28 protein-coding genes and 1 pseudogene are annotated in these 24674 nt (G+C 54.2%); 15 read left to right on the top strand and 14 right to left on the bottom strand.

Annotation, left to right across the window (positions count from 1 at the left end; translation table 11 throughout):
- Positions 1 to 59: 59 nt before the first annotated feature.
- The 6 genes from OCC_RS07340 to OCC_RS07315 form a co-directional block, all read right to left on the bottom strand.
- Positions 60 to 272: a YHS domain-containing protein gene (locus OCC_RS07340; RefSeq protein WP_004067992.1), complete on the bottom strand. Its 213-nt coding sequence runs from the start codon at positions 270 to 272 to the stop codon at positions 60 to 62.
- Positions 273 to 479 (bottom strand): heavy-metal-associated domain-containing protein, encoded by a 207-nt coding sequence (locus OCC_RS07335; protein ID WP_004067991.1) that lies wholly within the window; start codon positions 477 to 479, stop codon positions 273 to 275.
- A gap of 94 nt (positions 480 to 573) precedes the next feature.
- The gene (locus OCC_RS07330; RefSeq protein WP_004067990.1) at positions 574 to 948 is read right to left on the bottom strand and encodes a DUF302 domain-containing protein; all 375 of its coding nucleotides are present in this window, start codon (positions 946 to 948) and stop codon (positions 574 to 576) included.
- A 2-nt stretch (positions 949 to 950) separates the two neighbouring features.
- Entirely contained in the window at positions 951 to 1343 is a 393-nt protein-coding gene (locus OCC_RS07325) for a CoA-binding protein (RefSeq protein ID WP_004067989.1), read from the bottom strand.
- A 70-nt stretch (positions 1344 to 1413) separates the two neighbouring features.
- Positions 1414 to 2268 carry an FTR1 family iron permease gene (locus OCC_RS07320; protein ID WP_004067988.1) on the bottom strand — a complete coding sequence of 285 codons (855 nt, stop codon included), beginning with the start codon at positions 2266 to 2268 and terminating at the stop codon, positions 1414 to 1416.
- Positions 2269 to 2537: 269 nt separating this feature from the next.
- Positions 2538 to 3107, bottom strand: a complete 570-nt coding sequence (locus tag OCC_RS07315) for a peroxiredoxin (protein WP_004067987.1) — start codon at positions 3105 to 3107, stop codon at positions 2538 to 2540.
- A gap of 614 nt (positions 3108 to 3721) precedes the next feature.
- On the opposite strand from OCC_RS07315, the gene OCC_RS07310 reads away from it, so the two are divergent.
- From OCC_RS07310 to OCC_RS12865, 15 genes and pseudogenes are all read left to right on the top strand, one after another.
- A complete protein-coding gene (locus OCC_RS07310) occupies positions 3722 to 4036 on the top strand; it encodes a hypothetical protein (RefSeq protein ID WP_004067986.1) in 315 nt (104 codons plus the stop codon).
- A complete protein-coding gene (locus OCC_RS07305; RefSeq protein ID WP_004067985.1) occupies positions 4029 to 4688 on the top strand; it encodes a 1-deoxy-D-xylulose-5-phosphate synthase N-terminal domain-containing protein in 660 nt (219 codons plus the stop codon). The genes OCC_RS07310 and OCC_RS07305 overlap by 8 nt, the downstream gene beginning before the upstream one ends.
- Positions 4685 to 5605 (top strand): transketolase family protein, encoded by a 921-nt coding sequence (locus OCC_RS07300; protein ID WP_004067984.1) that lies wholly within the window; start codon positions 4685 to 4687, stop codon positions 5603 to 5605. Before OCC_RS07305 ends, OCC_RS07300 begins: the two co-directional genes overlap by 4 nt.
- Positions 5602 to 6516: a 3-deoxy-7-phosphoheptulonate synthase gene (gene aroF, locus OCC_RS07295; protein ID WP_004067983.1), complete on the top strand. Its 915-nt coding sequence runs from the start codon at positions 5602 to 5604 to the stop codon at positions 6514 to 6516. Before OCC_RS07300 ends, aroF begins: the two co-directional genes overlap by 4 nt.
- Positions 6504 to 7529: a 3-dehydroquinate synthase gene (gene aroB / locus OCC_RS07290; RefSeq protein WP_004067982.1), complete on the top strand. Its 1026-nt coding sequence runs from the start codon at positions 6504 to 6506 to the stop codon at positions 7527 to 7529. The genes aroF and aroB overlap by 13 nt, the downstream gene beginning before the upstream one ends.
- Positions 7483 to 7647 (top strand): hypothetical protein, encoded by a 165-nt coding sequence (locus tag OCC_RS13160; protein ID WP_020953737.1) that lies wholly within the window; start codon positions 7483 to 7485, stop codon positions 7645 to 7647. The genes aroB and OCC_RS13160 overlap by 47 nt, the downstream gene beginning before the upstream one ends.
- Positions 7644 to 8123, top strand: coding sequence for a type I 3-dehydroquinate dehydratase (locus OCC_RS07285; RefSeq protein WP_020953736.1), 480 nt, complete (start codon positions 7644 to 7646; stop codon positions 8121 to 8123). The genes OCC_RS13160 and OCC_RS07285 overlap by 4 nt, the downstream gene beginning before the upstream one ends.
- A complete protein-coding gene (locus tag OCC_RS07280; RefSeq protein ID WP_004067981.1) occupies positions 8116 to 8934 on the top strand; it encodes a shikimate dehydrogenase in 819 nt (272 codons plus the stop codon). Before OCC_RS07285 ends, OCC_RS07280 begins: the two co-directional genes overlap by 8 nt.
- Positions 8909 to 9731: pseudogene (locus OCC_RS07275) on the top strand (shikimate kinase). Before OCC_RS07280 ends, OCC_RS07275 begins: the two are co-directional and overlap by 26 nt.
- Before the next feature lie 5 nt (positions 9732 to 9736).
- Positions 9737 to 10936 (top strand): 3-phosphoshikimate 1-carboxyvinyltransferase, encoded by a 1200-nt coding sequence (aroA, locus tag OCC_RS07270; RefSeq protein WP_004067980.1) that lies wholly within the window; start codon positions 9737 to 9739, stop codon positions 10934 to 10936.
- Positions 10933 to 12000, top strand: coding sequence for a chorismate synthase (aroC, locus tag OCC_RS07265; protein WP_004067979.1), 1068 nt, complete (start codon positions 10933 to 10935; stop codon positions 11998 to 12000). The genes aroA and aroC overlap by 4 nt, the downstream gene beginning before the upstream one ends.
- A gap of 63 nt (positions 12001 to 12063) precedes the next feature.
- Positions 12064 to 12330 (top strand): chorismate mutase, encoded by a 267-nt coding sequence (locus OCC_RS07260; RefSeq protein ID WP_048874628.1) that lies wholly within the window; start codon positions 12064 to 12066, stop codon positions 12328 to 12330.
- The gene (locus OCC_RS07255) at positions 12293 to 13387 is read left to right on the top strand and encodes a pyridoxal phosphate-dependent aminotransferase (protein WP_004067977.1); all 1095 of its coding nucleotides are present in this window, start codon (positions 12293 to 12295) and stop codon (positions 13385 to 13387) included. The genes OCC_RS07260 and OCC_RS07255 overlap by 38 nt, the downstream gene beginning before the upstream one ends.
- Positions 13312 to 13797, top strand: a complete 486-nt coding sequence (locus tag OCC_RS12870; RefSeq protein ID WP_148290422.1) for a prephenate dehydrogenase — start codon at positions 13312 to 13314, stop codon at positions 13795 to 13797. The genes OCC_RS07255 and OCC_RS12870 overlap by 76 nt, the downstream gene beginning before the upstream one ends.
- A complete protein-coding gene (locus tag OCC_RS12865) occupies positions 13782 to 14054 on the top strand; it encodes a hypothetical protein (RefSeq protein WP_020953732.1) in 273 nt (90 codons plus the stop codon). Before OCC_RS12870 ends, OCC_RS12865 begins: the two co-directional genes overlap by 16 nt.
- 6 nt (positions 14055 to 14060) lie before the next feature.
- Here OCC_RS12865 and trpA read toward each other — a convergent pair whose 3' ends face one another.
- The 8 genes from trpA to OCC_RS07205 form a co-directional block, all read right to left on the bottom strand.
- The gene (trpA, locus tag OCC_RS07245) at positions 14061 to 14816 is read right to left on the bottom strand and encodes a tryptophan synthase subunit alpha (RefSeq protein WP_004067976.1); all 756 of its coding nucleotides are present in this window, start codon (positions 14814 to 14816) and stop codon (positions 14061 to 14063) included.
- Positions 14809 to 15969, bottom strand: coding sequence for a tryptophan synthase subunit beta (gene trpB / locus OCC_RS07240; RefSeq protein WP_004067975.1), 1161 nt, complete (start codon positions 15967 to 15969; stop codon positions 14809 to 14811). The genes trpA and trpB overlap by 8 nt, the downstream gene beginning before the upstream one ends.
- Position 15970: 1 nt before the next feature.
- Positions 15971 to 16597 carry a phosphoribosylanthranilate isomerase gene (locus tag OCC_RS07235; protein ID WP_004067974.1) on the bottom strand — a complete coding sequence of 209 codons (627 nt, stop codon included), beginning with the start codon at positions 16595 to 16597 and terminating at the stop codon, positions 15971 to 15973.
- A complete protein-coding gene (locus tag OCC_RS07230; RefSeq protein ID WP_004067973.1) occupies positions 16590 to 17168 on the bottom strand; it encodes an aminodeoxychorismate/anthranilate synthase component II in 579 nt (192 codons plus the stop codon). The genes OCC_RS07235 and OCC_RS07230 overlap by 8 nt, the downstream gene beginning before the upstream one ends.
- Positions 17165 to 18466, bottom strand: a complete 1302-nt coding sequence (locus OCC_RS07225; RefSeq protein ID WP_004067972.1) for an anthranilate synthase component I — start codon at positions 18464 to 18466, stop codon at positions 17165 to 17167. The genes OCC_RS07230 and OCC_RS07225 overlap by 4 nt, the downstream gene beginning before the upstream one ends.
- Positions 18448 to 19425 carry an anthranilate phosphoribosyltransferase gene (gene trpD, locus OCC_RS07220; RefSeq protein ID WP_004067971.1) on the bottom strand — a complete coding sequence of 326 codons (978 nt, stop codon included), beginning with the start codon at positions 19423 to 19425 and terminating at the stop codon, positions 18448 to 18450. The genes OCC_RS07225 and trpD overlap by 19 nt, the downstream gene beginning before the upstream one ends.
- Positions 19422 to 20108: an indole-3-glycerol phosphate synthase TrpC gene (gene trpC, locus OCC_RS07215; RefSeq protein ID WP_004067970.1), complete on the bottom strand. Its 687-nt coding sequence runs from the start codon at positions 20106 to 20108 to the stop codon at positions 19422 to 19424. The genes trpD and trpC overlap by 4 nt, the downstream gene beginning before the upstream one ends.
- 1052 nt (positions 20109 to 21160) lie before the next feature.
- Positions 21161 to 24601, bottom strand: coding sequence for a hypothetical protein (locus OCC_RS07205; protein ID WP_004070316.1), 3441 nt, complete (start codon positions 24599 to 24601; stop codon positions 21161 to 21163).
- Positions 24602 to 24674 lie beyond the last annotated feature (73 nt).

Here is a 24674-nt window from a genome sequence, read left to right as displayed (position 1 = left end):
CTGTACCCGCACTAACAGAAATTGATTCTAGTGCACCAAAAGATTAAGAGAGAAAAAGATCAGTGACAACATCCATGTCTTCTGTGGCCATGTTCGTGGGAATGCTTTCCATGTTCGTGTTCCATCTCTTCCCCTTTAATGTATTCTTCCGGGTTAGCTTCAAATTCAGCCTTACATTCAGGGGAGCAGAAGTAGTAAACTTTGCCATTATATACTGCTTTAAGTTCAGTTCCTTCACTAACTTCCATTCTACATACCGGATCAATGGGCATTTACTCCACCTCAACTTCGTAGCCGTAGCGCTTTATCGAGTTTATGATATCGTCAAGGCTCACCTTTCCGGGCTCGAACTCAACAACGGCAGTCTTCTTCTCAAGGCTGACCTCGCCCTTGGCTCCAACGCTCTCGATGGCCTTTTTGATCCTCATGACGCAGTGCCCACAGCTCATGTTGGGTATCCTCAATACGGCCTTTGCCATTCGCATCACCAGAATTTATTGGGAAGAATTGCTTATTGCCCTTACCTTTTCCAAAGTGGAAAGAAAAAGCGAAGGGGGCTTTGAAAAATTGAAATTACAGCGACTCAATAATCCTGATGACCCTCTCTTCCATGGGCCTCATGAGCTTAACTACTTCTTCCCCTGCTATCTTCCACGCCACACTGGGCAAAGTAACGCCGAGGTAGTTTCCGTCCTCTCTGCGGTAGCCAAAACCCGTGCAGGGGAGCAAAGCTCCTATGTTTGGGTCTATCTTCACAAGCTCTGCCACGAGCTCTTTGTCACATATGAATAGGAGATGATAGTCCGCGACAATGCCATCCTCTCTTTCCACTATCGCCACAGGAATCCTTTCCCCTATTAGGAGAAAGCCCTCCTCTTCAAGCCTCTTCTTGAAGCGCTCCCATAGGAAGTCAAGGTCTTCCTCGAACTTTCTCACGTAATAAAACACTCTCACACCTCCAGGAACATCTTTTTGTCGCTCGTCTCGACCATTATGCACTTCCCAAAGCTGTACTCAACTCCTGCCCTTTCAAGGAACTCCCTTATCTCCTCGCTTTCCGCCCCCGGCTGGAACCAGAGTTTTTTGAAGCCTGCTTCAACAGCTTCCTTGGCCACCTGAAGGCCTACCTTGGGCGGGACGACGAAGACTATAACGTCCACGTCCTTCGGGAGTTCCTTCACACTCCTGTAGCATTTCAAGCCTTCAATCTCATCGTAATTCGGATTCACCGGGAGGACTTCAAAGCCTTTGCTGAGGAGATCCTTCAATATTATATTCCCATACTTAGCGGGGTTTTTGCTTGCTCCAACAAGAGCTATCTTCTTGAATTCTTTCACATTCATTTTCCTCACCAAGCTTGAATTACGGTTCACCCTTTTTATACGTTTTTGGACAAAAATGGATAAAAGAGAATCATCCGGTGCTTTTTAATCTGGAGTTCCTTGGAGCTAAGGAAGGTTCTTTGCCATATGCCCTTAAGACAAGATAGAGAGCCACTATAAGGTAGCCGAACTGGACTATCACCCTTCCCCACTCCATCTTCACGGAGTAGCCGAAGAGAACCGCAAAGATCGAACCAATAGCTCCCTTGTGGTGGAACACACTCTCCTTGGGAATGCCGAGGTTGTAGGCTGTCTCCTCAATAAAGCCGAGGTGCATGCCCTCCTCCTCGGCCCACTCTATGAGCTCGTGGGTTCCGTAGCCGGCTAATCCAGCGGCAACGAAAACGAGCAGTATAGAACTGTAGTAGAAGAACGTCCTCAGGTTTATTCTCATTCCCACCCCATAGATTAGGTAGGTGAGTATCAAAGCGGCACCTGCTCCCAGGAGAAGCCCCGCCAGAGTCCCAGCTAAGTCCTGCGTTGCAAAGGGCGTAAGGAATAGCACCGTCTCAAGACCCTCCCTGAAAACCACTATGAAGGTGAATCCTATTAAAGCGAAGGGGTTTATGGCCTTGCTTACCTTGCTTTCTATTTCGGCTTTGATGTTCCTTCCTTTGGTGGCCATCCAGTAAATCATGCTCGTTAGCACTATGACAGCCAAGTAAGAGGCAACTCCTTCAAAGAGCTCCTTCTCCTCAAGGCCTCCATAGAGTGCAAGGATTGCAGCCCCTAAAACTACACTGGCAAGTGCTGATAATCCAACTCCTGTCCATACGTCTTTGATCTGCCTTTCCCTACCGGTACGTTTAAGGTAGGCAATTATGATAGCAACGATTATCGCAGCTTCCAATACCTCCCTAAATGTGATTAGGAACTGCCCTATCATTTTTTCACCTCCAATTTTAGACCAACCTAAAATAATTTTGTCGGCTTATTATTTTTACCCTTTCAGAATTGAAATTTCGAAATAGCAAAAGTTAAATGCACCCATCCACAAGAAAATTACCATTTTATAAACCAGTTTACTTCTAATATCGAACTATAACTTTATGACATCCGACATAATTCAACAACTTTGAGAAGCATGGCTTAATGGGCTTAGCAATGTGAAAAATTTCCAGAATAATATTTAACAAAAAATAATAGAATAAGGGTTTAGATCTTTCCAACTAGCTCAAGGCTAACTTTTAAAGTTTCCTTGCCTGGCTCCCAGCTCGCCGGACAAACTTCTCCTGGGTGTTCTCTTACATATTTGGAAGCTTTGAGCCTTCTAAGTATTTCCTTGGCACTTCTCCCTATGCTGTTGTCGTGAATGTCCATGCTGACAACTTTTCCATCCGGATCTATTATGAAAGTGGCCCTCCAGGAGATGCCTTCCTCCTCAATGTAGGTTCCAAAGAGCCTGCATATCTTCCCCGCAGGATCAGCTAGCATTGGATAGCGCACCTTTTTGATTGCAGGGGAATGGTCGTGCCAAGCTTTGTGAACGTAAGCTGTATCAGTAGATACGCTAATTATTTCAGCACCTTCCTTCTTGAACTCCTCGTAATACTCAGCGAGCTCCTCAAGCTCCGTTGGGCAGACAAATGTAAAGTCCGCTGGATAAAAGGCTAGAACAACCCATTTACCTCTGTAGTCCGAAATCTTGAGCTTTCCTATTTCGTCTTTCTCCGGGAAGTAGGCATCGGCCTCAAAATTGGGAACCACTTCTCCAACCCTCACCATTTGGTTCACCTCACAATTAATTAGGCAACCCTAATTTAAAAAGGTTGTCCTAACAAAGTGTGAAGTTTTGAACTTCGAAGCTTTTCACTTCGAAAGGATAAACTTAAAGCCCCAAAACAGAAATTCCACACGGTGGTAGCATGAAGCTCAAAGTTATTCTCGGAACGGCAAGGAAGACGAAGCGAGAAAGTTGCCCGATATTTGATAGGAAGAGCCAAAGAATTCGGCTGGGATGCTGAGCTTATAAATGTGAAAGTATTTTTTATCTCCGAAGATATGGTAAATCATTAAGATAAGCCGGCTCAAAATGTTAAGTTATGGGATACGATCTCTCGAGCGAATGAGCATCAGAAAATAAGTTAAACTCTCTCGTTAACTATTCCACTTACTTCAAATTAAGAACGAAATTTTCCCAAAAGCTTATATAAGTTCTACCATAGCAATATCCTCAAGAAAAGCAAAAATTCTGAATTATCAGCACTATAAAACATCAACCTTCGAATTGGACTATAAACGTCTTTTGAAAATTTTAGCTAGTTAGGCAGTTTAACCTAGCCAAAGTTTTAAATAGTTTAATATGCCCTAAACTTCCGGTGATCGGTGATGTCCCGCCAATGGGTGATGCCCCGCCAATATTAGTAACCCCCGGCGGGGAAGAGGTAATCAGGAAGCTCGTTCTGAGGGCTTTGAACGAGAACCAGAGGCTTATACTGAGGAGCATAAACGGCAGACACCGCTCCCTGAATTCTCTCCTTGAGGAGCTCAGCAGAAAGGAAAGAAAAGCCCTCTCGACGCTGAAGCTGAACGCCAGAATTCTGAAGGAGCTGGGCCTCATAGACTACGGCACTAAGGAAAACCCTAGGCCCGTTAGGCTTACCGAGCACGGGAGGATGATTCTCAGCCTTCTGGAGGTGAACGGCCATGAGTGAGGCCCTAGATCCGAGGACAAAGCTCCAGAGCATGCTCCAGCCCGTCAACAACTTCCACCTCGAGTCCTCGGAGACCTGCCTCGAAATTCTCTCGGCAGTGCTCGAGGAGAAGGGAGAGAAAGACGTCGTAATACTCAGCAAAGGCCACTCGGCTCCAGCTTTCTACGTGATGCTCCACGAGATGGGTCTTCTCAGCGACGAGGAGCTCTACAGCTTCGCGGACATAGACGGCCTCCCGAGCCATGTAATCAGGGGGCTGCCCTTCATAGAAGTTTCGAGCGGCTCCCTCGGCCAGGGACTCTCGGTGGCCAACGGGATAGCGATGGCCAAGCGCATCGACGGGGAAGATGGGTACGTCTACGTCATACTCGGCGACGGCGAGCTGGACGAGGGCCAGGTCTGGGAAGCTGCCATGACAGCATCGCACCACAGGCTCGATAGGGTGGTAGCTATAGTCGACAGGAACTACTTCCAGCTCACGGGAGGAACAGAGGAGATACTGAGCAAGGAACCGCTGGCGGACAAGTGGAGGGCCTTTGGCTGGGAGGTTATTGAAGTCCCCAACAGGAAGGAGGAGCTCAAGAAGGCCCTCGAAACGGCCAAAAAACTCGTAGGAAGGCCGAAGATCATCATAGCGAGGTGGGGAGTGTGATCGAGAGCTTCAGGGAAGCCTTCGGGAGGGCTTTGGTTGAGCTCGGAAGGGAGAACCCCAATTTAGTAGTCCTCGATGCGGACGTCAAGAGCTCGACGAAAACTGCCTACTTCGAGAGGGCCTTTCCCGAGAGGTTCATCCAGGTTGGCATAAGCGAGCAGGACATGGTCTCGATGGCGGGTGGTCTGGCAATAGCGGGAAAAATCCCCGTTGTTTCGGCCTTTGCGGCTTTCCTGATGCGGGCCTGGGAGCAGATAAGGAACACGATAGCCAGGGACAACCTCAACGTCAAGCTCATTCCAACGCACTCGGGCTTTTCAGACCACATGGATGGTTCATCACACCAGTGCCTTGAGGACATAGCCCTCATGCGCGTCCTCCCGAACATGACGGTCGTTGTTCCAGCGGATGCCCAGTCAGTTCCAGTCCTCCTCAGGCAGGCAGTCGAGCTTGATGGGCCCGTCTACATGCGCCTCGGCAGGGACCACGCACCGAGGGTCTACGATAGTCCAAAGCTGGAGCTGGGGAAGGCCAGCGTCCTCAGAAAGGGGAACGATGTCCTCCTTGTGGCAGCCGGCGTTATGGTGTCGGTGGCCCTCGAAACGGCCAGGAAACTTGAGGAGAGGGGAATAAGCGCTGGAGTCGTTGACATGCACACGATAAAGCCCCTCGACGAGGAAACACTGCTGAATCTCGCATCCAAGGTGGAGCTCGTGGTCACGCTTGAGGAACACAGCATCCACGGCGGCCTCGGAGGAGCGGTAGCTGAGGTTCTCTCGGAAAAGATGCCGAAGAGGCTCATCAGGATTGGAACAACCGAGTTCGGGAGGTCGAGTAGGGACTACTTCGCACTCCTGGAGCGCTATGGCCTGACGGCAGAAAGCGTTGTGAGGAAGGTTGAGGTGGTGCTGACATGAGGTTCAAATTCGAGAAGGGCTCCAAGCCGAAAACCGTCGTTAAGGTCGGAGAGGTTAAAATCGGCGACGGATTCACTGTAATGGCCGGCCCCTGTGCGGTGGAGAGCCAGGAGCAAATAATGAAGGTCGCGGAGTTCTTGGCTGAGAAAGGCGTTAAAGTTCTCCGCGGAGGGGCCTTCAAGCCGAGGACGAGTCCATACTCCTTCCAGGGGCACGGAGAGGAGGCCCTGAAGTGGATGAGGAGAGCAGCTGATGAATACGGCCTCGTGACCGTCACGGAGGTCATGGATGTTTCGCAGGTTGAGCTGGTTGCAAAGTACTCCGACATGCTCCAGATCGGTGCCAGGAACTCCCAGAACTTCGAGCTGCTTAAGGCTGTGGGAAAGGTCGACAACCCCGTGGTTCTGAAGAGGGGCATGGCCAACACGGTTCAGGAGCTTCTCTACTCGGCCGAGTACATACTAAGCGGGGGCAACGAGAACGTTATCCTCTGCGAGAGGGGCATAAGAACCTTCGAAACCTCCACAAGGTTCACCCTGGACATCTCAGCCGTTCCAGTCGTCAAGGAGCTCTCCCACCTGCCGATAATAGTTGACCCCTCGCATCCAGCGGGCAGGAGGGAGCTCGTGATGCCCCTGGCAAAAGCGGCTTATGCAGTCGGGGCCGACGGGATAATGGTCGAGGTTCACCCCGAGCCTGAGAAGGCCCTCTCGGACTCGGCCCAGCAGCTGACCTTCGAGGACTTCGAGAGGCTTTTGGGGGAGCTTGAAGGGCTTGGATGGAAAGGGACAACATCGAGAGAGGCTGCCGAGGGCGTTCCGAGGTACGTGCTCTCGGAGAGGGTCGAGGAGAACGACTGGTACACAGAGGTCTTCCTCATGGAGCTGGGGGGGCTCGGATGGAGGGCCTGAGCTTCGGCCCCCTCTCCACCCTTCCCTCCCTCGTGGAGGAGCTGAACCCCCACAGGATCGCCTTTCTGACGAACACGACGGTGGAGAGGCTCTGGCTTGAAAAGGCCGCCGAAGGGATAGAGGAGCCGATAAGGATAGTGATCCCGGACGGCGAGGAGTACAAGAGCCTTGAGACTGCCGTAGCCATCTGGAAGAGGCTCCAGGAGGAGGGCTTCACGAGGAAGTCCCTCCTTATAGGCCTCGGAGGGGGAGTCGTAACAGACATAGCGGGCTTCGTGGCCTCGACATACATGAGGGGGACCCTCCTCGGCCTCGTTCCAACGACGCTTTTGGCCCAGGTGGACGCGGCCATAGGGGGCAAGACGGGAGTGAACTTCAACGGGAAGAACATGATAGGGACGTTTTACCTTCCAAACTTCGTCCTGATAGCCCAAGAAACCCTCTCCACGCTCCCAGAGGAGGAAATAAGGAACGGCCTTGGGGAAGTTGCAAAGTACGCCCTGCTCGACAGAAACATCTACGCCCTCACCAGGAACTTTGAAGGGATAAACGAGACCCTCATCAAGGAGTGTGCCCTCTTTAAGGCGGAAGTGGTTGAGAAGGACCTGATAGAGGGAGGGCTGAGGAGGATGCTCAACCTCGGGCATACAGCCGGACACGCAATCGAGAAGCTGTCGGGTTATAGAATAAAGCACGGGCTTGCGGTTTCGATGGGGCTTATGGTGGCCTCGAAGGTCGGGGAAGAGCTCTACGGCTTCGATTCTGGAAAGGCGGAGGAGCTGTTGGGAAGGCTCGGGCTCCCCACGGGGCACCCCTTTAGGGCGAAGGAGATACTGGAGGAGATGAGGCTCGACAAGAAGGCCTGGTACGGGAGGATAACCTTCGTCATCCCGGTTGAAATAGGCGATGTCGTCGTTGAGGAAGTCGATGAGGCTGTTTTGAAAAGGGCCCTGGAGGCAACGAGGGATGATAGCGGGAGTTGTGACTGCCAAAAACCCAGAGGAAGCGCTTGAGAAGATAAAAACCTCGAAGTTTGACCTCTACGAGGTCAGGCTCGACTCCTTTGAGAGCTTTGAAGGACTGGAAGTGCTGGGGAATATTCTAAAAAGCTCATCTTCACGCCGAGGATGAGGGAAGAAGGGGGAATCCGGCCCCTCGATGATGAGACGAGACTTGGCCTCTACAGAAGGGGTATCGCCCTAAACCCCGCCTACGTTGACGTTGAGTTCGGTTCAAAGATAGCCCAGGAAGTCATTGAGCTCGCCAGGAAGAACGGGGTTGGTGTTATTCTCTCACACCACGACTTTAATGGAACGCCGGGCTTTGGGAAGCTCCTGACTCTCCTCGAGGACATGGAGGAGCTGGAGCCTGAGATAATAAAGATAGTCACCACAGCAAACTCCCTCCTTGACAACCTGAGGGTTCTGAGGCTTTATGAGCACGCGGAGAATCTCATCGCCTTCTGCATGGGGCCCCTCGGGAGAATCTCCAGGGTCTTTTCGGCCCAGCTGGCGCCGTTCACGTACGCCCCCCTTGACGGGGAAGTAGCTCCAGGACAGCTCCGGGCGGAGGAACTGGACAGACTGAGGGTGATGCTCTTTGGCTGACGCGGAAACGAGGCTCTACGGGGTGATCGGCTTTCCTGTGAGACACTCACTTAGCCCGGTCATGCACAACGCGGCCTTCAAGGCCCTGGGGATTAATGCTATCTACCTTGCCTTTGAGGTCCCTCCAGAGAGGCTCGGAGATGCCATGGAAGGCGTCAGGGCCCTCGGAATCTCGGGCCTGAACGTAACAATGCCGCATAAGGAGGCGGTGATTCATTTCCTCGACTCACTCTCCGAGGACTCGGGAGAAATCGGGAGCGTCAACACGGTCGTTAACAGAAAAGGAAAGCTGGAAGGCCACACAACCGACGGCTTGGGCGCGAGGAGGGCCCTCGAAAGGGCCATCGAGCTGGGGGGAAGGAGGATACTCATCATCGGAGCAGGAGGTGCGGGGAAGGCAATAGCCTACGAACTTTCCAAGGACAACGAAGTGGTCGTCCTCAACAGAACCCCCGAAAAGGCGAAGGCCCTGGAGCGCTTTGGAATAATGGGGGAAGCTCTGAACAGGGAGAACCTTGGGAAGTACCTTGAATGGGCCGAGGTTTTGATAAACGCCACCTCCGTCGGAATGAACTCCTGGGAAACTCCTGTTCCCGGTGAAATGCTGAGGAAAGACCTCGTCGTCATGGACATAGTTTACAAGCCCCTGAAGACGCGCCTCCTCACCGAGGCCGAGCTGATGGGCTGTAAAACAGTTGACGGCCTCTGGATGCTCGTCTATCAGGGCATCGAGAGCTTCAAGCTTTGGACGGGATTTAAGCCAGACGAAGGGCTTATGAGGGGGGCTGCGCTTGAGGGCCTCGGCCAGTAGCGCCGTTACCGTTGTCAACGCCTTCGCAACGGGAGTGGGTTCAGCGATCGGGATAAAGCTGTGGACGAGGGCGGAGGTCAAGTTAAAGGGTGATGGAATAGAGGGCGAGATCAGGGTTAGGGGGGGAGCAGGTTAGGGATTTCAGGCTCGTTAAAGCGGTCGCTGATGTTTTCAGGGAGAAAACAGGCGAGGACTTCGGGATCAAGTTCAGTATAGAGTCGGAGATACCAATTGCGATGGGCCTCAAGAGCAGCTCCGCAGCAGCCAACGCCCTCTCAAAGGCCCTGGCTAATGCACTCGGGCTTGATATGAGCGAAATGGAAGTGGTTAAAGCAGGGGTCGAGGCCGCCAAGAGGGCTGGTGTTACCCTAACCGGGGCCTTTGACGACGCCTGCGCCTCCTACTTCGGTTCGCTCTGGGTCACCGACAACCTCGGGATGAGGGTTCTCCACAGTTCCAAAGTCGAGCCCCTTCCCGTTGTGCTCCTACTCTCCGGAAAGACCCTCCTAACGGAAAGCCTAAGCGGAAGGGACTTCTCCCCAATCAGGCCTTACGTGGAGGAGGCAATAAGACTGGCCCTTGAGGGCGAGTGGAGGAAAGCGGCTCTCATAAACGGTCTGGTTTACTCGACGTATCTTGGCCACCCCATCGAGCCCTTCAGGATTGCCCTGGAGAGGGAGGCTGTGGTTGGGCTGAGCGGGAAGGGGCCGGCGGTTTTTGCCGTCACGGATGAGCCAGAGGAGCTTGCCGAGGAGTGGGAACAGTTTGGGGAAGTCCTGATAACAGAGCTGAGGTGATCGCGTTGATAATCAGGCCCGTTGATGAAGTCAGGGGAGAGCTCGATGCCCCTCCCTCGAAGAGCTACACTCACAGGGCCTACTTCCTTGCCCTGCTGGCTGAAGGGAGGAGCACCATAGAGAACCCCCTGGTCTGCGATGACACCCTGGCAACTTTGAACGCCCTAAGGGCCTTCGGTGCAGATGTGGATGGAAAAACCGTTGTGCCTCCAGAGGAGCCCTCCCCTGGCTTTGTCTACGCCAGGGAATCCGGGACAACGGCGAGGTTTTCGATTGCTCTCGCTGGGAGTATTGAGGGGAAAACCCTCATAGACGGGGCGAGAAGGCTGAGGGAGAGGCCGATGGAGGGGCTCGTGAAAGCCCTGAAGGACCTTGGGGCGGAGGTTGATGGTTTTAGCCTCCCGCTTACCGTGAAGGGCCCTGTAAAGCCCGGGAGGGTCTCGGTCGACGCATCCAAGTCCTCCCAGTTTGTCAGTGGCCTGCTCCTTCTGGGGGCGAAGGTTGGGCTAAAGGTCGAGGCCAGGAACCCCGTCTCAAAGCCCTACATCGAGATGACGCTCAGGACGATGGAGGCATTTGGAGTGGAATTTGAGAGGGACGGCTTCTACTTCGAGGTCTATCCTGGAGTTAAGGGGACAAGGTACAAGGTTCCGGGCGATTACTCAACTGCCTCCTTCTTCCTGGCAGCTGGGGCCCTGTACGGTAAAGTTAGGGTGAACAACCTCTTGAGGGAAGATGTGCAGGCGGATATGGCCTTCCTGGATGCGCTTGAGGAGTTCGGGGCGAGGGTGAAGAGGGGAAGGGATTATGTGGAGGTAGATGGGGGCGAGCTTAAAGCTGTTGCACTCGACTGCTCCGATTTCCCGGATTCGTTCCCCATACTGGCCGTTGTTGCGGCTTATGCAAAGGGGAGGAGCGTGATAAGGGCGAGACAGCTCAGGTTCAAGGAGAGCGACAGGGTGAGGGCGATGGCGGTCAACCTGTCAAGGATGGGGGTTAAGGTGAGGGAGCTTGAGGACGGGCTTGAGATAGAGGGCGGACGGCCGAGGGGAGCTAAGGTAGAGACCTTCAACGACCACAGGATAGCCATGGCGATGAGCATAGCCGCGCTGGGTGCTGAGGGCCCCTCGGTAATCGAGGACACGGAGAGCGTCTCCAAGTCGCACCCGGGGTTTTTCGATGACCTGAGGAGGCTCCTGGGATGAGGGGGAAACTGCTGGGCTTTTCAATATTCGGCGAGAGCCACGGAAAAGCTGTTGGAGTCCTTATAGAGGGACTCCCCCCTGGAATAGAGGTCAGCGTTGAGGAGCTCAAACGGGAGCTTGAGAGGAGGAAGGGCATAGAGAGGTTCTCCACAAAGAGGAGAGAAACTGACGAGCCAAAGATCCTCTCGGGGGTCTTCAGGGGGAGAACAACGGGGACGCCAGTTGTCGTCATCGTGGAAAATAGAGATGTGGATTCCTCGTACTACGAGGAGATAAGGAACACGCCGAGACCGGGGCATGCGGACTATCCAGCGGGGATAAAGTACTTCGGGTATAACGATTATCGCGGGGGCGGTCACTTCTCGGGGAGGCTGACGGTTGGGGTCGTTATAGCGGGCTACTTCGCCAAGAAGCTCCTGGAGAGGGAAGGAATCAAGGTTAGGGCTTACCTCAAGCGGATAGGGCGCGTGGAGGCCCACGTTTCTCCCGAGGAGCTGTTGAGCTCTAAAAACCCCTACTGCCCAGACGAGAGGGCCTTTGATGCCATGGTTGAGGAGATGGAAAGGGCCAGAAAGGCCGGCGATAGTGTTGGAGGAATTGTTGAGGCCGTCGCCTTCAACGTTCCTCCGGGCCTCGGCGGCCCCTGGGAGGAGGACATCGAGGCGGATATAGCCTCGGCCCTCTTCAGGATCCCGGCCGTAAAAGGCGTTGAGTTCGGCCTGGGCTTCGGGTTAGCGGAGCTCAGGGGGAGCCAGGCAAACGACTCCTTCGTCCTGAAGGACGGAAAGGTTGTGACCGAGACCAACAACCACGGCGGTGTTCTGGGGGGCATAACCACCGGGATGCCGCTCGTGGTGAGGGCTGCCTTCAAGCCGACACCATCCATCTACCTCCCCCAGAGAACGGTTGACCTGGGGAGGATGGAGGAAGTCACGCTCAGGCTTAGGGGACGCTTCGATTCCTGCATAGTCCCAAAGGCCCTCCCCGTCGTGGAAAGCGCTGTTGCCTTCGTAATAGCAGACCACCTCCTGAGGAGAAGGGCCTGGGAGGGAATGGCTAGGTGAGCCTGTCCAAAATGTTAAATCCCCAAACTTTAATCCCAAAACGGTGACGGTGATGTCCCGCCAATATCGAGTCCTGATCTTGTAGAACTTGCCATTCTGAGGAGAAGGATAGACGAGATTGACCGGGAAATTCTCCAGCTTCTCCAGAGGAGGATGGAAGTAGCAAGGGCCATAGGGGAGGCCAAGCTAAAGCTCGGACTGCCAGTTTACGACCCGGACAGGGAGAGAGAAGTTCTATCCAGGGCAGGCGAATTTAGAAGGGTTTTCGAAGCCATCCTTGAGGTGAGCAAAGATGTTCAACGTGTACGAGTTCTTCAACAGGATAAATGAGGTTAAGCCTGAATCGAGGCTCGACGCCGGCCAGCCTGATATCCCTGTGAGAAGGGAGATAATCGAGGAGGCTGTAGAGTCGCTCAGGAGGGGGGAAACCGGCTACACGAGTACCGGCGGAATAAGGGAGTTGAGGGAGAGGATAGCCGAGTTCGAGGGAGTTTCGACCGATGAAGTCATCGTCGCCCCGGGTGCTAAGATCCTCATAGCGGCCGAGATAGCGTCTGCTAAAAAAGTGGCCGTCGTTTCTCCCCACTGGAACGCCTATTCGCTGATAGCTCAGCAGTTCGGGAGGGAAGTAGAGGTTATAAAAACGACCTTGGAGGAGAGGTGGACTCCAGGGGTTGGGGAGATAAAAGCTGACCTCCTCATAATCAACTACCCCAACAACCCGACGGGGAGGGTTCTGTCTGGTAAGGAGCTCAGGGAACTGCTGGGGGTAGCCGAGGAGAGTGGCATTAAGGTGCTCTCGGACGAGGTTTACGCTGAACTCAGCTTCACCCGTTTTACACCAGCGAGAGAGCTCTACGAAAACGTAGTTACAGTTAAGGGCTTTTCAAAGCTCTACTCCATGACCGGCTTCAGGCTCGGCTACGCAATAGGAGAGCGGAACGAGATCAGGAGGATACAGAGGTTCATAGAGAGCACTGTAACATGTGTCCCCCCTTTTGTCCAGAGGGCTGGAGTAAAGGCACTCGAACTCAGGGATGAACTCATCAAAGAGGTCAGGAGGGTGTACCTTGAGAGGGCCATGATGGCCTCGAAGATGCTCAGGGGTTTCGACTTCGTTGAGCCTGAGGGAGCTTTCTACATCTTCCTCAGAACGCCCCAGGATGGTATGACCTTCGCCGAGAGGCTGCTCTCAAGGGGAGTTGCCGTTTTTCCAGGGGTGGCCTTTGGCGACTACCCCAACTTCATAAGGATATCCCTCTCAGGGAAGGGGCTTGAGAGGGGATTAAGGGTCATCAGGGAGGAGTTGGAATGCGCATTGGAATCGCGGGCTACGGAAGGATGGGAAGGCTCTTCGAGAGGTGTCTCGGCGGAAGGTTCGAGGTGATCTTCTACTCCGAGCACGGGCGTAGCGACGTTGGATCGCTGGAGGAGCTCTACCTGGAGTCGGACGTGATAATTGTGGCTTCATCCATCGGATCAACTCCAGAGAGGCTGAAAAAGCTCGCGGAGATATCAAGGGAGCACGGCGGGAAAAAGATCGTCTTCGACATAGCCACTTTCAAGTCCCTGGTTATTGAAGCCTACGCGGGCTTTGACGAGGAAACAAGAGCTGCGAGCGTTCACCCCATGTTCGGGCCCGGAGCGAAGACCATCGAGGGGAAGAGGTTCATAGTGGTCCCCATCCCTGGGAGGGAAGAGGATGCGGAGGAGGTCGCTGACTTTATACGCTCCATCGGGGGAACGTGTCCTTTCTCGACTGGAAGACCCACGACAGGCTCATGGGCTTCGTCATAGGCGTCCCCTACTTCATCGGATTAAGCTACCTCTCGCTCTCCAGGGAGCTCGGACTGGGGGAGTTCGGTGGAACTTCCTGGGCCTTCCTGGAGACCTACGGAAAGGCTGTGCTCCACGATTCTCCCGATTTCATAAGGGAAGTACTCAGCATGTCCAGGAAGCAGATAGAGGAGTTCCTCGATTTCCTCAGGAAGAACCCACCGGACCCGGAGAGGCTCAGGGAAACTGGAATGGGAAGAAATAGAAGCGGCCTATGAAAGGTTCTACAAAGCTTTAGAGTAGCCCGAGAGCTCCGCTACCTTTTTCCTCAGCTCCTCCACTGGGTTCTCACTGCGGGATATGAGCTCTATCAGTGCGCTTCCAACCACAACCCCGTCCGCCCCAGCCCTGAGGAGCTCCTCCACCTGCTCCCTCCTCGAAACACCGAAGCCGACCGCCAGCTTGTTGTTGCATATCTTTCTGGCGCGCCTCACGAACTCAAAAGCCGTCTCTGGAAGTCTGTCGCGTGCTCCAGTGGTTCCATATAGGGAGATAAGGTAGACGAAGCCGGTAGAGGCTTTATCTATCTCCCTGAGCCTTTCATCGGGGGTGTTTGGAGCCGCTAAAAAGACTGTCTTTATTCCCTCCTCACTCGCGATGTCGAGGAATTCCCCCGCGTGGCTCACGGGGAGGTCCACCACGAGTATCCCGTCGGCCCCGCTGGCCTTAGCCTCTCCGAGGAACTTTCTAACACCCGTCCTGAAAACCGGGTTGTAGTAGGTCATCAGGATCACGGGAGTTGAGGAGTGCCTCCTGAACTCGCGGAGGATCCTGAATGTGTCTTCGAGTTTGAAGCCGTTTCTCAGGGCGCGGTAGTGGGACTCCTGGATCGTCTTCCCGTCCGCCATCGGGTCGCTGAAGGGGATTCCGAGCTCTATTAATCCAGCAAACTCCTCGACCGCTAGTAAAAACTCAAGGGTCTTTTCGACGCTCGGGTCGCCGGCTGTGAGGTAGGGAATCAGCGAGCCCCCCTCAAACATTCCCGACCCCCCTGACTATATCCAGGTCCTTGTCGCCCCTCCCCGAGAGGTTGACTATGATTATCTCGTCTTTATCCATCTCGGGGGCTATTTTCATGGCATAAGCTACCGCATGGGCCGATTCGAGGGCCGGCAGTATTCCCTCCGTCCTGGAAAGCTCGTGGAAGGCCCTCAGGGCTTCCTCGTCGGTCACCGTGACGTACTCGGCCCTTCTGCTATCCTTGAGGTAGGCGTGCTCGGGACCAACTCCAGGATAATCAAGCCCCGCCGAAACGCTGTGGGTTGGAGTTATCTGGCCCTCCTCGTTCTGGAGGAAGTAGCTGAGCATGCCGTGGAAAACGCCGAGCTCACCGGCGTTCAGCGAGGCCGCGTGGAGGCCCGTTTCAAGTCCCTTCCCTCCAGCTTCGACTCCTATGAGCCTGACCTTATCGTTCACGAAGGGGTAGAAGATGCCCATTGCGTTGCTCCCTCCCCCCACGCAGGCCACTACTGCATCCGGTAGCGTCCCCTCGGCTTCGAGTATCTGCTCCCTGGCTTCCCTACCTATTACCGACTGGAAGTCCCTCACGATGACCGGGTAGGGGTAGGGCCCGACAACCGAGCCTATTAGATAGTGGGAGTACTCGAAGGTGGCAACCCAGTCGCGGAGGGCCTCGTTTATGGCATCCTTCAGGGTTCTTGAGCCGCTTTCAACTGGAATAACCCTCGCGCCGAGCAGCTGCATGCGGAAGACGTTCATCTTCTGCCTCTCGACGTCTTCAGCGCCCATGTAAACGTCTACCTTCATCCCGAGGAGCGCCCCCGCCATAGCCGTGGCGACGCCGTGCTGGCCCGCTCCCGTTTCGGCTATGAGCCTCTCCTTCCCCATGAACTTGGCAAGGAGGGCCTGGCCTATGCCGTTGTTCGTCTTGTGGGCCCCGCCGTGGAGGAGGTCCTCCCTCTTGAGGTATATCTTCGCCCCTCCCAGCTTTTTGCTAAGCCTCTCCGCGTAGTAGAGGGGCGTCGGCCTTCCCGCCCAGTTCCGCAGGTAGTACTCGAGTGTTTCGTTGAACTCAGGGTCGTCCTTGAACTTTTTGTAAGCTTTTTCAAGCTCCCTCAAAGGTTTTATAAGCGTCTCGGGGACGAACTGGCCCCCAAACCTTCCAAAGAACATATCATCCATTCCTCACCACCGCCATGAAGGCCTCTATCAAAACCCTGTCCTTGACGCCGTTCCTCTCAACGCCGCTCGAAACGTCAACTTCGGCTGGTTTAACCCACTTTATCGCTTCCCCAACGTTCTCGGGGGTCAGACCACCTGCCAAAACTATCGGGTACTCCTTGGCTATTATCGCGCTCACCCTGTAGTCGTGCCTCCTCCCGCTCCCCGCTCCTGTGTCGAGGAGTATCTTGTCAACCTCGTACTGCCCTATGAGCTCAAGGAGCCTTTCCGCGTCCTCTCCTGGATCGTCGCTCTCCCTGGGGACCATGAAGGCCTTCATAATACTAACTCCATACTCATCCTTCAGCCTGTTGACGGCCTTGGGGTGCATGTCCGAGTGAACCTGGATGTACTCGGCCCCGGTCTTCTCTACCGCGTTGACCCACTCGGGGAAGGTCTTCATGGTCGAGACCAGGTATATTGGGATCTCTGCCATCTCAATCAGCTCCGCGGCCGTCTTCAGCGGCACCTTCCTCTTCGACCTTGAGTTCACCACTACTCCCGTTGCATCTGCGTATCTCTCGACAAGCCTGAGCTCATCCGTTGTTTTTACGCCGCATATCTTAACGAACTCAACCATTTCTGCTCATCTCCACGAAGTTTTTGATTATCCTCAAGCCTTCTTTCCTCTCCCATTCGGTCAGAACGCTTTCGGGGTGGAACTGAAGGCCCTCTATCGGGAGCTTCCTGTGCCTTATCCCCATGACCACGTTGTCGTCGAGGGAAACCGCGCTCACCTCGAACTCCCTCGGGACTTCCAGGACGGCGAGGGAGTGGTACCTTCCAGCGGTCAGCGGGTTCTTGATCCCCCTAAGGACGCCCTTCCCGTCGTGCTTTACGGGACTGGCCTTCCCGTGCCTCGGCTTTACTCTCCCCACCTTCCCGCCGAAGGCCGTCGCTATTATCTGGTGGCCGAGGCAGACCCCGAGGATAGGCACCCCCGCCTCGAGGACTATCTCCGGCGAGTTTCCCACTTCCCTCCTCTCGAGCGGGTGCCCCGGGCCTGGGGAGATTATCACTCCATCAGGGTCGAGCCTTTTGAGCTCCCCAAGCGTTATAGTGTTCGGAACGACCTTTACCCTGTCGAAGAGGGAGGCGTACTCTGCTAAATTCCAGATGAAGGAGTCCCTGTTGTTGACGAGGACTATCATTCCCTCACCCCCAGCGCCTTCAGAACTGCCCTCATCTTGTTCTCGGTCTCGAAGAACTCCTTCTCTGGAACTGAATCCGCGACTATACCTGCCCCAGCCCTAACGCTCGCTTTCCTGCCCTCGATCTCGGCCATCCTTATCGCTATCGCCATGTCGGCATCCCCAGTGAGGGAGAAGTAACCCACCGCTCCCCCGTAGACCCTTCTCCTGCTCCTCTCCAGCTCGTCTATGATCTCCATCGCCCTTATCTTCGGCGCCCCCGTGAGCGTTCCAGCGGGAAAAGCCGCCTCCATGGCGTCGAACGCGTTTTTCCCCTCATCGAGCTCACCGACTACCTCGCTCTCTATGTGCTGGACGTGGCTGTACTTCAGGACGTCGAAGAAGCGGGTTAGCTTAACGCTCCCTGGCTTTGAAACCCTCCTGACGTCGTTTCTGGCAAGGTCAACGAGCATGACGTGCTCAGCTCGCTCTTTCTCGTCGGAGAGAAGGGCCTTTTCCAGCTCCCAGTCTTCCTCCTCCGTCCTTCCCCTCGGTGCCGTTCCTGCTATGGGGTTTATCTTGAAGGTCCTCCCCTCGACGGAGCCCATGGTTTCGGGTGATGCTCCGACGACTGTCTTCTCGAACTCCAGGATGAAGGTGTACGGGGAGGGGTTGAGCTCCACGAGCCGCTTGTAGATTTCGAGGGCATCGAGCTCCGTCCTGACCCTGTACTCGCGCGACAGAACCACCTGGAAGACGTCTCCTGAGTATATGTACTCCTTCCCAGCCCTGACGATTTCAACGAACTCTTCCATGCCTGCGTCTGTAGATATAACTTCAGAACCGCCGTCTTCAAGCCGTGGCTCTTCTCTCCTGGCCCTTTCAACTAAGGCCTCGGGATCAAAGGGAGCCTCTCCGAGGTAAAAGAAGGAGAGAGCGCCGGTGGAGTGGTCGTAGATGAACGTCCATGGGTAGTAGCCGAAGACCGAGGGCTCCTCGATCTTCCCCCCGATGATGGAATGGACTGAATCGTAGGAGACGTAGCCAACGAAGCCACCCATGAACCTCCTGCCCTCGACCCTCTCCCCCATGAGCCCTTTAAGAGCTCTGAAGGGGTTCCTCTCGTCGGAAACTCTCTCCCCGTCGATCTCAGTGCCCTCGCCGACCTCCACGACGAACTCCGGCTCGGCCGATATGTAGGTGAACCTGGCCTTCCTGGAGTCCTTCTCGGCAGAGCGGAGCATGAATGGCATCCCAAAGTCTCTAAGGGCGCTGTAGAGCTTCAAAGGGTCAACGGGCTTTAGCTTTTTGAGAGGCATGCTATCTCCTCCAGTTTTTCAAGCATTCCCTGACCCAAGACTTCCCTGGCCATCTCAAGGCCCTCCCTGAAGTCGCCTGCAACCCCTGAGGCGTAGAGAGCCGCTGAAGCGTTGACGAGGATGAAGTCCCTGTCCTCCCTCCTTCCCGAACCCCCGAGAACCGCCTTTATCCTCGCGGCACTCTCCTCGGGGGAGGAGCACGGCAGGGGCTTCACTGGGCTGATTCCGAAGTCCTCAGGCGAGAGCGTGTACCTCTCGACTCCATTGCCAACCTCCAGGACGAGGGTCTTTCCGTGGGGAGAAACTTCATCCATGCCCGAACCGTGGACGACCAGGGCCCTCTCAACCCCGAGGAACTCAAGGCCCTCAGCCACGGGTTCCAGAAGCTCTGGAGAGTTAACGCCGACTACCTGGTACGCTGGATCAGCTGGGTTTGCAAGCGGTCCGATGACGTTGAAGACTGTCTTTATCCCAAGGGCCTTTCTCACGGGCATTATTGGTTTGAGTGCCGGGTGATAGGCGGGGGCGAAGATGAACGTGAAGTTCGTCCTTTTGACCATCTCCCTGGCCCTCTCCGGGGGAACCCGTATGTTTACGCCAAGCGCCTCAAGTACGTTGGCTGAACCGCTCTTCGATGTTATGGAAACGTTTCCGTGTTTAGCGACCCTCGTGAAGGCTGAGAGTATCAAAGCCGAGGCCGTGCTGACGTTTATGGTCGAGCTGCCGTCTCCCCCCGTCCCGGCGGTATCGGCCACCTTCCCGAGGTCGAGCTTGACTGCGCTGTCCCTCATTGCCCTCGCCAGGCCCGCGAGCTCTTCGCCGGTGTAGCCCTTGGTCTGGAGTGCAGCTAGGTAGGCCCCTATAAGCACTCCATCGCTCCCCTTCAGCTCGTTGAACAGCTCGTAGGCCTCCTCAAAGCTCAGGTTCCTTCCCTCGACGATCTTTGCCAGAAGGCTCATACTTCCACCTCCACGAGCTTTCTGAGAAACTCCTCTGGATTTGAGGCCTTCATGAGCGCGGTACCTATCAGAGCGGCATCCGCATGTCTTAAAGCCCTCCTAAGATCCTCCGTATTGGCTATGCCACTCTCGCTGACCTTCACGTATCTTTTTGGTATGAGCGGCGCCAGCTTTTCCGTTAGGCTCACGTTGCCGTCGTCGAGCTCGAGCTTCCCTATGTCGCGGTTGTTTATCCCTATCATAGTTGAGTCCGTCTGGAGTGCTATCGCCAGCTCCTCCTCGCTGTGCACCTCCACGAGGGTGTCCAAGCCGTGCTCCTTCGCGAAGTCCACGAACTCGGGCAGTTGCTCCTTCAGAAGGCGCGTTATCAGGAGAACCGCCGAGGCTTCAGCTTCAGCAGTCTTTTCGACTTCCCCCTTGCTGGCTATGAAGTCCTTCCGCAAAACTGGCAGTTCAGTTTCCTTGCAGAGGGCTTTAAGGAACTCAAAGCTCCCCCTGAAGTACTTCGGGTCGGTTATGTAAGAGATTCCAACCGCCCCTGCCCTTTCGTAGGCCCTCAGAATCTCAAAGGGATCCCTGCCCTTCAGAAGATCCCCGTACTTCGGAGAATAGACCTTCAGCTCGGCTATTATGGCGTTCTTCTCGGCTTTTCTAATAGCCCTGCTCAATCCAAAAACCATCACCCATTTGGAGCTCACCAGAGTACGCTCGGCGAAATTAATTTAAATCTTTAGACAGAAATACCTGGCTAAAGGTTCCAAATATAATCTGACCTCCTTCCCGCCTTGAAAGGCGAGGGTTCCAACGAGCTAACCCCTCGCCAATAGCAGGAAGGTTTACGGGCGACTCATTCCCTACTCCCGTTGCCGGTTTCGGTTCAGCCCGAGGGCACGGTCTCGCCCCCGTTACCCCTACCGCAAAGCGGATTGGGGTTATGGTTTGGAGGCTAAATCCTTCGTTTTTGACTGCCTCAAAGGGCAGTTTTTGAAGACGCCTCACAGCGTCAACCACTCAAGGCGGAGTGGTAACGCAACCCCCTCATCTCATCGGGTTATTAAATTTGGCCTCTCCGAGGCCTCATTACTTTGTAGGAGTTTAAAAGGGTTTCTATTTGAGAGGCTGAATTTCCGAATACTGCATCCCCGCCCTGAAAGGCAAGGCCTTCAAAAGAAAAACGTAATGCCCCAAATGATAACCTTATGATAACCTTATGATAACTTTTCTCTTTTAGCAAGCCTTGTCCCCAAGGTGGATCAAAACAAGTTTAAAGCCTAAAAATCATAAGTTACATTGAGATGAAGCGGCAATAGCCGTAAGACACCACTATTTTTATGCTATTCCTGAATAATATCCCGTTTCAAGATTCCTCCATCGCTCAACTTACTCCTATTTGCTCAATACCGAAAGCCAAAACCATTCTTCCTCTTATCCACATTAGAGGCGAAGGGCCTTCTGTGACAGCTGAGTTATCACTGAAAATTTGCCGATAGGGATTCTTTGGGCCGACATCAGAAGATTCTATAACTCTAATCTATTTAAACACTCGCTCTCTTCCCCAGGGTAAGAGTTTGAAGCAGAACCCGGAACTCAACGATGCCTTGAAGCCCAGTTAAGCATTTAGTGCATTTCAATCAAAGACACTTTTGGTGTTAGTGAATAAAGAACGAGAGGGCGATTAACGCTTTTGTTTCTTCTCAATTTTTAACAGAAAAAAGTTCAAAAAGAAAAAGGCCCTTCACGGGCCGAATATCTTCTCCACATCTTCCGCGTCGGGAGCGGCAAAGATTGAGAAGTCTATCTCCGCCTGGCTGGTTATTATGGTAGTCCCTCTTGTGTCTATGATCCCATCAGCGCCGAGAAGCTTGAAGGCTATGACCCTGACCCTCTCGCCGTTCTGCGGGTTCCTCCCCGTGTAGACCTCCACGAAGGTTCTGTCGAGGTAGTTAACGGCTATCCTGTTCGTGTTTGGCTTCTCTCCACCGATGCCCGGGTCGTCGAGCGCTATCATGGTGTTTCCCTTTGAGTCCGTTACCGCGTAGACGGTGATTATCGTGTCCTTATCTCCGAGCTTATTCCACTGGACGGGGACTATCGGGATGAAGGGTCCGTTTCCAAAGGTTATGTTTATCAGCCTGGCCTCTGGAATTTCATCGAATGGCCATTCTCCGAATTTGTCGTCGAAGATGGCCTTGAGGGGCGGGCTCGTCGGCGGAAAGCTCCCGCTCTCCTCCCAGTCTTTCGTGCCAGTGTCTGTTCTCTGGGCGTTTTCAAAGGCTCCCTTCAGGAGCTCGCTGACCTTGGTTGGGGTTTTTACCGATACCTTCGTGCCCTCTCCCTTAACCGTGAGGCTGACGAGCTGTTCGGCGAGCTGTTTAAGGTCCGCCTTCATGGCGAAACCTGTTATAGTGTACTCTCCGGGCCTGAGGTAGGACTCTTCAAAGGACGCTGGCTCTATGGTGCTCTCGTTCGAGGGCTGGAGGATTATTGGCATCATGGCGCTCGTTTGGCCGCAGTCCAGTGTGAACTCGATCTCCGGCTCGGGTAGGGGCTGAAGAGGGGCAATGGTAGGACCATTCAGCGGTCTGTAACAGAAACCGCCTCCAAAAGGACCTCCTGGCGGATCCGTCTCGGCAACCACCTCACCAGACCCACCGATCGGGGGTATGAGGTAGGTCCCGTTCTCGTCCGGGTGGATTCTGGCTATTTCTTTGCCTGTTTCGGGGTCTATGAGGACGAGCGATATCTCCTTGCTCCCACCGATTAGGGTAAGCTCTGTCCCGTTCTCCGGGACGCCGATATTGACCGCGCCTATCTGTCCAGCTCCGACGGTTCTTCCACCCTCGCGGATCGCCCTCAATGTGCTCCCGGTGCCGACGTGGTACAGCTCGAGGTCTCCCTCGCTGTAGCCCTTGACGGCGGCCATTCTTTCGACCATTCCACCGCGGCTCAGCTTCTTCACTTCGCCGTTCGAGACGTAGAAAAATGAACCGTCTTCCCGGTAAAATGACTCTATCGGCTCGCCAGTGGTGGCGTTCTCCCAGTAGGAGGTCTCGACCGCGCCAACTTCCACGAGGGCCCTCAGGTTGAGAACCTCGTGGTACTTGAGTTGCGCAACCTCCTGGAGTATGGCCACCCTGGCCTTAGCGTCCTCTTCTCTCTCCACTGCCTTCAGCATGACTGCAGCGTTCTCTTCCCAGCCGCTTATCTCGGGGCTTTCAAGCTGGAAGTCCAGCTTTTCGAGCTTCTCCTTGGCATCGGCTATCTCTTTGTCGTAGATGTCTATGAGGGCGCTGAGCTCCGCCTCGTCCGCTTCCCAGTCATACTGAGGAGGAAAGGGCGTGGGTATTGTGTTGAACGAAGATGTCTCATTGATGGGCAGTGAGACAACTCCCAGTTGTCCGTCCTCTATGAAAGCGGTCGCCCTGAGCCCAACGGTTCCCTCGGTGTTCAGAACCTTGAAGGCGATTACCTTGATTTCCTTGCCTGTCTGGGAGTTCCTGCCCGTGTAGACTTCGAGGAAGACCCTATCAAGGTAGTCCGGTGCCAGTCTTGTGGTGCTTGGAGCTATGGATGCAAACCTCGGCTCGACCTCTCCGAGCTCCGCGCCATCTGCTCTGGTTCCCGGATCACCGAGTATCACAGTGGTTCTGCCCTTCGCGTCGGTTATGGCGTAGACCATGACCTCCGAGCTAACGTTTTTTGCCTTCTCCAGCTGGATGGGAATGAAAGGCCCGTTTCCAAAGGTGATGTTGACTACCCTTGCATTTGGAAGCTCTCCGAAGGACTTCTCGCCGAACTTGTCCATGAATATCCCGTCGAGGAGGGGACTTATTGTGCACGAGCACAGCTCACTTTGGGTCTGCATCGAGGCCTTCAACGAAGAGCCCGTTATGGCGCTCTGGAATGCATCAAGGGCCCTCTTCGCATCTTTTATCTCGAAGTGGGTGCTCCCAACTGCCATGTTAAGGTTGACGAGCTGCTCTGCCAGCTGTTTGAGGTCGGCCTTCATTGAGATTACCGTTACGGTGTAGTTCCCGGGCATTAAGTAGGCCTGCTCAAGCGGGGCGGGGTTGTAGGGGCCTGTCGTGCCGTTGGTCGGGTCGAAGATAAACGGTGCAAGCTGGGGTGCGGGGCACACTATAGGTTCGTCATCAGCTGGCAGCGGAATCGGTTCTATTGTGTTGGTGTCCGGCGGCAGGGGTCTGTAGCAGAAGCCGTCGTCGTCAGCTATTCCAAGGAGGGTGGTGTTTATCGGCGGGATTACCATGATGCCGTTCTCGTCGGGGGTTATCTCCTTCACAACCTCGCCGGTCTCGGGGTTAACGAGCCTGAACTGCGGGCGGTACTTGTTGTGGAACGGAGTTCCATTCCAGTTGAGAACCTGTATAATTGTCCCATTGCCCTCGCTGGGTACTCCTACTCTCGCGACCGCTATTTGGCCAGCTCCAACGGTCCTTCCACCCTCGCGGATAGCCACCAAAGCGCTCCCGGTGCCCACGTGGTATATCTCAAGGCCTTCCATCTGGTAGCCTTTAATCGCCATCATTTTCTCTACCATGTTCTCGCGGTTCAGCTTCAATATCTCGCCGTTTGAGATGTAGAAGAAGTCACCACGCATGTTGTAGAAGTCCGTTATCGGCTCTCCGTTGCTGGCATTCTCCCAGTAGGAAGTCTCAACTGCCCCTATTCCCACGAGCGACCTCATATTTAGAGCCTCGTAGTACTTTAGCTCGGCTAAGCTCTGGAGGATGTAAACCCTCTTCTCAACGTCGCTCTCGTTGGCGGCCATTTCAGATAGAATCTTCGCCGATTTTTCCCAATTTTCGATTTCGGAACTTTTTATCTCTAAGCCAAGTTTTGTGAGCTTTTCTTTAGCGTCAACTATCTCCTTGTCGTAGAGCTCAATTAACCCTTTGAGCTTCTCCTCATCGGCCTCCCAGTTAGGCTGGGGGATAGTTTCTGTTGGAACACTAGTTGTGGTCTCTTTTGGAGTTGTGGTAGTAGGGTTAGTTGTTTCCGTTTGAGTTTTTGTCTCGGTTTCGGTTTTTGTTACCGTCTCCTCAGGTCTGCTGACAGTTTCCGTACTAACACTTTGGTTTATGCATCCAGAGATGAACGCGCCGAGCATTACGACGCTTAAAAGCAGGGCAAAGCCTGCAAATTTTTTCGTTTTCATTTTTAAAACCTTCTTTCAGTCACGAAAAGGTAAAAATCAAAAGGAGCAAATTCTGTCTAGTGACTTATAACAA

Origin of the sequence: Thermococcus litoralis DSM 5473 (genome assembly GCF_000246985.2) — an archaeon.
Classification (GTDB): Archaea; Methanobacteriota_B; Thermococci; order Thermococcales; family Thermococcaceae; genus Thermococcus_A; species Thermococcus_A litoralis.
Note: the sequence above shows the minus strand (reverse complement) of the source record. Positions and strands in the feature narration are given on the sequence as shown.